The sequence below is a fragment of the Sphingopyxis flava genome (assembly GCF_900168005.1).
Lineage (GTDB): Bacteria > Pseudomonadota > Alphaproteobacteria > Sphingomonadales > Sphingomonadaceae > Sphingopyxis > Sphingopyxis flava.
This window is the reverse complement of record NZ_FUYP01000065.1, coordinates 1-5,719: the sequence shown is the minus strand read 5'-3', so window position 1 is coordinate 5,719 and position 5,719 is coordinate 1. Positions and strand designations below refer to the sequence as shown.

General features: G+C 60.9%; 7 protein-coding genes and 1 pseudogene. 3 read left to right on the top strand and 5 right to left on the bottom strand.

Going from position 1 to position 5,719, the window contains the following annotated elements; genetic code table 11:
- Positions 1–30 precede the first annotated feature (30 nt).
- From B5X69_RS20080 to B5X69_RS20065, 4 genes are all read right to left on the bottom strand, one after another.
- A complete protein-coding gene (locus B5X69_RS20080; RefSeq protein WP_079640270.1) occupies positions 31–819 on the bottom strand; it encodes an MFS transporter in 789 nt (262 codons plus the stop codon).
- Between the two features lie 4 nt (positions 820–823).
- Positions 824–1,768, bottom strand: coding sequence for an NAD(P)-dependent oxidoreductase (locus tag B5X69_RS20075; RefSeq protein ID WP_079640269.1), 945 nt, complete (start codon positions 1,766–1,768; stop codon positions 824–826).
- A 13-nt stretch (positions 1,769–1,781) separates the two neighbouring features.
- Positions 1,782–2,612 (bottom strand): class II aldolase/adducin family protein, encoded by an 831-nt coding sequence (locus tag B5X69_RS20070; protein ID WP_245798823.1) that lies wholly within the window; start codon positions 2,610–2,612, stop codon positions 1,782–1,784.
- 138 nt (positions 2,613–2,750) lie between these two features.
- Positions 2,751–3,878, bottom strand: coding sequence for a class I SAM-dependent methyltransferase (locus tag B5X69_RS20065; RefSeq protein ID WP_139375907.1), 1,128 nt, complete (start codon positions 3,876–3,878; stop codon positions 2,751–2,753).
- 188 nt (positions 3,879–4,066) lie between these two features.
- On the opposite strand from B5X69_RS20065, the gene B5X69_RS21640 reads away from it, so the two are divergent.
- From B5X69_RS21640 to B5X69_RS22340, 3 genes are read left to right on the top strand one after another with little or no spacing between them, the layout of a single operon-like run.
- The gene (locus tag B5X69_RS21640; RefSeq protein WP_176141715.1) at positions 4,067–4,234 is read left to right on the top strand and encodes a hypothetical protein; all 168 of its coding nucleotides are present in this window, start codon (positions 4,067–4,069) and stop codon (positions 4,232–4,234) included.
- Positions 4,235–4,612, top strand: a complete 378-nt coding sequence (locus B5X69_RS20060; RefSeq protein WP_079640267.1) for a TauD/TfdA dioxygenase family protein — start codon at positions 4,235–4,237, stop codon at positions 4,610–4,612.
- A gap of 46 nt (positions 4,613–4,658) precedes the next feature.
- Positions 4,659–4,793 (top strand): hypothetical protein, encoded by a 135-nt coding sequence (locus B5X69_RS22340; protein ID WP_281250959.1) that lies wholly within the window; start codon positions 4,659–4,661, stop codon positions 4,791–4,793.
- Positions 4,794–4,898: 105 nt separating this feature from the next.
- On the opposite strand, the pseudogene B5X69_RS22150 reads toward B5X69_RS22340, so the two are convergent.
- Positions 4,899–5,357, bottom strand: a pseudogene (locus tag B5X69_RS22150) (DDE-type integrase/transposase/recombinase); the annotation flags it as partial.
- Positions 5,358–5,719 lie beyond the last annotated feature (362 nt).

Below are 5,719 nucleotides of genomic sequence, written 5' to 3'. Positions count from 1 at the left end.
CCGATACAGCACGACCAGGCTCCGGCTCGGTCAGTGCGGACAGATCCATGAAACCCTCAAGGGATCAACACCGCCTAGCTCTGCAATTACAGATCTACGGCCTAGTGTGGTGACCAGGAAAACCGGATTGCGCAGGATGGTGATTGTGGTCAGTGCCAGCGCAGCGCCGCCTGATCCGCCATGCCCGGACGTTGCCGTCTCAACCTGCTCGATCGGATCGAGCATAGCGGGCGGATTGCGGATCAGTAGATAGGCCAGCGGGACCAGCACCAACAGGACGAAGGTTGCTATGCCGCCATAGGTGACGCGCCAGCCGTAGGCTTCGATGGTCACGGCCATGATCGGCGGCATGATCAGGCCGCCCAGGCCCGACCCGCTTGCAGCCAGGGCGAGAGCCAACCCGCGCCGCCGGGCGAACCATTTTGCGGTGAGCGTCTGGGCCGCGAATGCGCCTGCGCCTGTTGCGCCGACGGTCAGCAGAGTGGCGTGGACAGCAATCAGCTGGGGCACCGACTGTGCCACGCTGACCCCAAACAGCCCTGCAGCCAGCGCGACCAGGCTCAGTGCCACCAGCCGCGGTGCGGGGTATCGATCGAAGATGGGGCCGGCAAAGGGGCTGAGGATGCTTATCGCGATGGTGCAGGCGAAAGGCACCGCGGACAGCGCGCCACGACCGGTACCGAAGGTGTCCATCCAGGGGCGTAGCGCGACACCGTTGGCGTAAAACAACAGCCCGATCGAAAAGATCTGCATAGCGGCGGAGAAGGCGACGATGACCCGCCCGTAATAAAAGCGGGTAACCAGCGTCGTTGTCGTCATTGTTTCAGGCTGCCTTCTGTCTTGCGTCCGGCTTCAGCAGGCCTTCGAGCGGAGCGCCACCGCGAAAGGCTTCGATGTTCTTGCGGATGCGTCTGGCGATGCCTTGGATCGCACCCGGCGTGTTCGCAGCGAGATGGGACGACACGCGCGCCCGCGGATGCTGCAGGAGAGGGTGGTCGTGTGGCGGGGGCTCTTGCGCCAGTACGTCGAGCGTGGCGAGAGCGATCTTTCCGCGATCAAGGGCGGCTAGCAGTGCGCTTTCGTCCACCAGATCCCCGCGCGCCACGTTCACCAGGTGGAGCCCGTCCTTGGCCTTGTCCAGCAATGCCGCATCGACCAGCCTTGCGGTCGCTGCCGACGAAGGCAGAGCCAGCACAACGTGATCGCTGCTGGCGAACAGGTCCCCGATGCTCGACGCGCGCCGCACGTAAGCGGGCATCGGTGCATCGCTGGCACGTATGGCCTGCACGTGCATTCCGAATGCGGCAGCACGGCTGGCGATGGCCTCGCCAATTGCGCCGAATCCAACGATGCCGATGATTGCATCCGCCAGGTCGGTGCCCTGCCTGCTTTCCCAGCTTGCCGATTCAGCCCAGATTTCCGGGATGCGTCGGGCAGCGGAAAGGATCGCGGCGAGGGCGAATTCGGCCACTGCGGCGGCGTTGACGCCATGCATGGTGCTGACGGTCACGCCTTCGAACACCCATTGCGGATAGCCGTCGGTCCCGGTCGACAGCAATTGCACCCAGCGGACCGCGCCCGGCCACTGCGGCGGGGCAATCAGCTTTCCGCCGTGCGATTCTGGCGCCAGCACGAGGCATTCGACATCCGCATCCAGCGCCGAAAGGTCCGCCCCCGTCACCCGCAAGTCGAGGTTCTCGACGCCATCCAGCCATGACCGGGCGGCGGCTTCGGGCAGTTGGACGGCAGCGATCAGCGGGCGCGTCATCCCGGCCGCCCGATCAATTCAACACGTCGGGCTGGCGCGCGATCATGGACCGCCAATATGGTTCGAAGGAAAAGACGCCGACCATGTCCGAATTGAGCTGTCCATGCGTGAGCCTGGCGACGTCTTCGGGCATGGGTGTGCCGCCACCCGCCGCTTCGGCCAGCAGCTGGACGCGGCAGGCATCCTCGAATGCCAGATAGCGCCATACTGCGGATTCCACCGTCTGCCCGACGGTAAGGATTCCGTGATTCTGCAGGATTGCGGCACGCTTGTTGCCCAGTGATCGCGCCAGTCTCTGCGCCTCGTCGAGATTGTCGAGAACGCCGGAAAACTGGTCGAAGATCACATGGTCGTCGAAAAAGATCGCCGCGTCCTGCGTCAGCGGCTGGAGCAGCTTGCCGAAAGCCGACCAGGCCTTGCCATAGGTTGAATGCGAATGGGCTGCCGCAACCACGTCCGGCCGTTCCGCATGGAGGCGGGAATGGATGGCGAAGGCCGCGGGGTTCACCCTGCCTTTGCCTTCAAGGACATTGCCGTCATGATCGACCAGCAAGAGGTCGGAAACGCACATCTCGCCAAAGGGATGGAGCACGGGATTGACCCAGAAGCGATCGTGATATTCCGGATCGCGCGCCGTAATATGCCCGGCAGCTCCCAGTTCGAAGCCTTCCTGTGCGAACAGGCGGAACGCCACGGCAAGCCGCTGTTTGCGATAGAGCCGCTCTTCCTCGACCGTGGCACAAGGGAACGCAGGGTCCTCGCGCTCTTCGATCGTGGCGATCGGCTGGGGTGCTCCGGTCGGCGCATCGGGCAGCCCACCCTTTATCGCGCTCATGCTCGACATAGATAATCTCTCCCATATTTTTCGACAGGGTCCACCAACCAGGCCTGCGATGCAATCGAGAAACGATTAGCCAAGAGTAATGGGTCATTAGCGGCGATACCCGGCCGGGCAATTGCAGTGCAGTTCGGGCAGTCGCAGTCAGGCAACGGCCTCGATGACGATATTGGTCGGCTCGTTCTGGATCGCACGGATCTTGTTGAACCCTGCGCGCTTCAGGACGTCGCTGAGCCGGGCATAGCCCGCCTGCGCGCCCAATGCCGCACGACCTGGCCGGCTGAGCGACGCGGGCGTGCATATGCAGGTAGAGGCGGCATAGCCCATGCGGCCGCCGAGCGTGAAATTGTCTTCCAGACGGTCAGCCGCGTAAGGTTCGATGACGAGAAACCTGCCCTCCGGTTTGAGGATCGAGCGCACTTTCGCCGCAACGGCCACCGGATCCCCCATGTCGTGCAGGGCATCGATGATTACGGCGAGGTCGAAGTCCTTCTCTTGCGTGTCTTCGGCCGGCGCCGCAATGAAATGAGCGTTGGAAAGGCCGGCGCTGGCGGCTGCGTCCCGTGCTCGTTCAACGGAGGGCTGGTGGAGATCCAATCCATAGACCGATGCGTGGGGAAACGCCTCTGCCATGGCGATTGCCGCCTTTCCCCGACCGCACCCGATGTCGACGATCCTGGGGACGCTGCCCTCGCAGTTAAGATCGATATGGACTTGGGGTAGCCATTTTTGGATGAGCTGGGGCAGGACCGTCTGGCTCGTCAGCCGCTCGGTGCTGCAGAACAGGCAGGCATTGTGATCGCCCCATGGAATGCCTTCACCCGTGCGGAAGGCATCCACCACCAACGACTCGTCCTTGGCGATCGACACCAGCATGTCGCTGAAAGGCGGCGCATAATAGGAATTGCCTTCGCTGGCAAAGACCGTTTCCTGCTCCGGGGAAAGCGAGAACCGGGCATCCGCCGGATCGTAAAGAATGTAGCCGGCAGCCGCCATTGCCGATGCCCATTCGCGAACGTAGCGCTCGGCCAGGCCCGCACGGTCGGCCAACTCTTGCGATGAGGCGCTGCCTTGCGCCAGCGCGACGAACAGGCCCGTCTGCTCACCGATGTGTACCAATATCATGCCCAGCCCGCCTGCCATGTCACCCGCGATTCGCTGGGCCAGGAGTTCGACGGCGCTCTTCTCGATTGTACTCACCTGTTTGGCCTCCTCTGATGAATTGTCGCGTGCTGAGGTAGATCGGGCCGGAGGCAAGGGCAATTCCGACAAGGTGGCTGCCCGGCCTTTCCATGAGCAGGTATTAACGCACGATCAGATTGTCTTGCTTTGAATTTGCCAACATGCGCCGTTACCAATGAGGCAAGGAATGCCGACAGGCGATCCCGCAGTGCATGCTTTGCAAATTGTCATGCGTGAAGGCGCGATAATGCTAAAGTCGGCAACCGGGAGAAACAGGAATGTCTGAACTATCTACATTGCCGAGAACGGCAGAGGCCGCAACCGGATGCCTGGCGATTTCGCCGCTGACCGGCACGTTCGGAGCGGAAGTCAGCGGGATACGTCTGGCAGACGACAACTCGCGCGAGATGATCACTGCCGTTCGCGATGCGCTCGACAAGTATTGAGTGCTTGTTTTCCGGGATCAACAAGGCCTCGATGCTCGCTCCTATATCCGCTTCGCCAGCCACTTTGGTGACCCGGAAACGGTGCCGCACCCCTCGCTTCCCGCATGTCAAGACGAGGAGGGAGAAGTTCCGGGCGTGAAAGTGCTGGAAAGCGATGCGGACGAATACCGGCAGCATGCGATGGAGTGGAACCTCGATTCCTGGCATACCGATGGTGCGCCGCGCGCCAACCGGCATTGGCGCTCATTGCTCCAGGCAATCGACGTGCCCGATTTCGGTCGCGATACGATGTTCGCCGACATGGTAACCGCCTTCGAATGCCTTTCGGAACCGATGCAGAAATTTCTCGAAGGGCTGACCTGTTGCCCGCTTCGCTGAAGATGCGGGCCTGGCTCTTCCGTTCCTGCGCCGGCGCGCAGCGGCGATGGCCGCGGGCATCCGCGGCGCCATCGTCGATGGGATCGAGGTGCCGGGGTTAGCGGATATGTCATACCTTGGCGGGCTGCCGGCGATTGTGCTCGACCGTGCTGAGCGGTTGGCGCTCAAGAGCAAGTTGTGAAAGTGTCAGATATACAACCAATTGATATAAAACGATAAAAGATTGATAATAAGGATTATGTTAAATATAATTTGTGTAATTTATCGTGCGACCCGTCCGTCGTCCGTTGTTCGGTTTTAAGAGGTGTCGCTGGTAGCTGGAATGCTCACGAAGGCTTCGATCTGAGCCCCTAGGTCGTCGGGTAGCAAGGAGTTTTCAAGTAGGATGCGCTTTTAGAGGATTTAATACTAACGCTGGATCTCGCCCCGGCTTTGGGGATGACATGAAGCGCCGTGCATATTGGGGCACAACCTCCAAGAAATGATGTAGCGCGAGAAGTTATCGAGCACAATCGACAGGTACATCCAGCCCCAGCCGATGATCTTAAAGTAGGTGAAGTCGGTTTGCCACATCGTTTGGGTAAATCATGTTGGTATGAAACTGTCCGATGGCCTTGGTCATGGCGCGGCCCGGCTGGTAATCAAGTCGTGGGCGTCAATAGGCGGTTAACTGTTGCTTCTGACCGAAGTGGCGATTTTTGTCGCTGAAGCGCATAGCCAGGTCGTCAGGACAAAGGTTAGTCGCGGCGCCAACATCGTGAGCCGGACATGGCGTTACGCGGCCAACTCCGTCCTGTACCGCTTTCATGTCGCTTTCCGCCCCGCACCATCCCTTCGGATCGTGATCAGCTCAACCCCTGTCAAGGCCGGTACGACATAGCAGGACACGCTGCTGGACGGCGGGACAAGCCGTGAGAATGGCGAATAAAGTGAGGACCGCGCCTCGCGATCCAGGGCTGCTCTGCCGTGCAAATAGATCGCCGGCCTCACGAAGCCCGGAAATATTGCTGGACTAGGGCCTGTGGGGATTCATCGTGAGTTGATGACGGCGGCAGCGAGATAGATCATGGCTTGGAAGCTCTGGTCAGTTTTGCATGCGCGCATGGC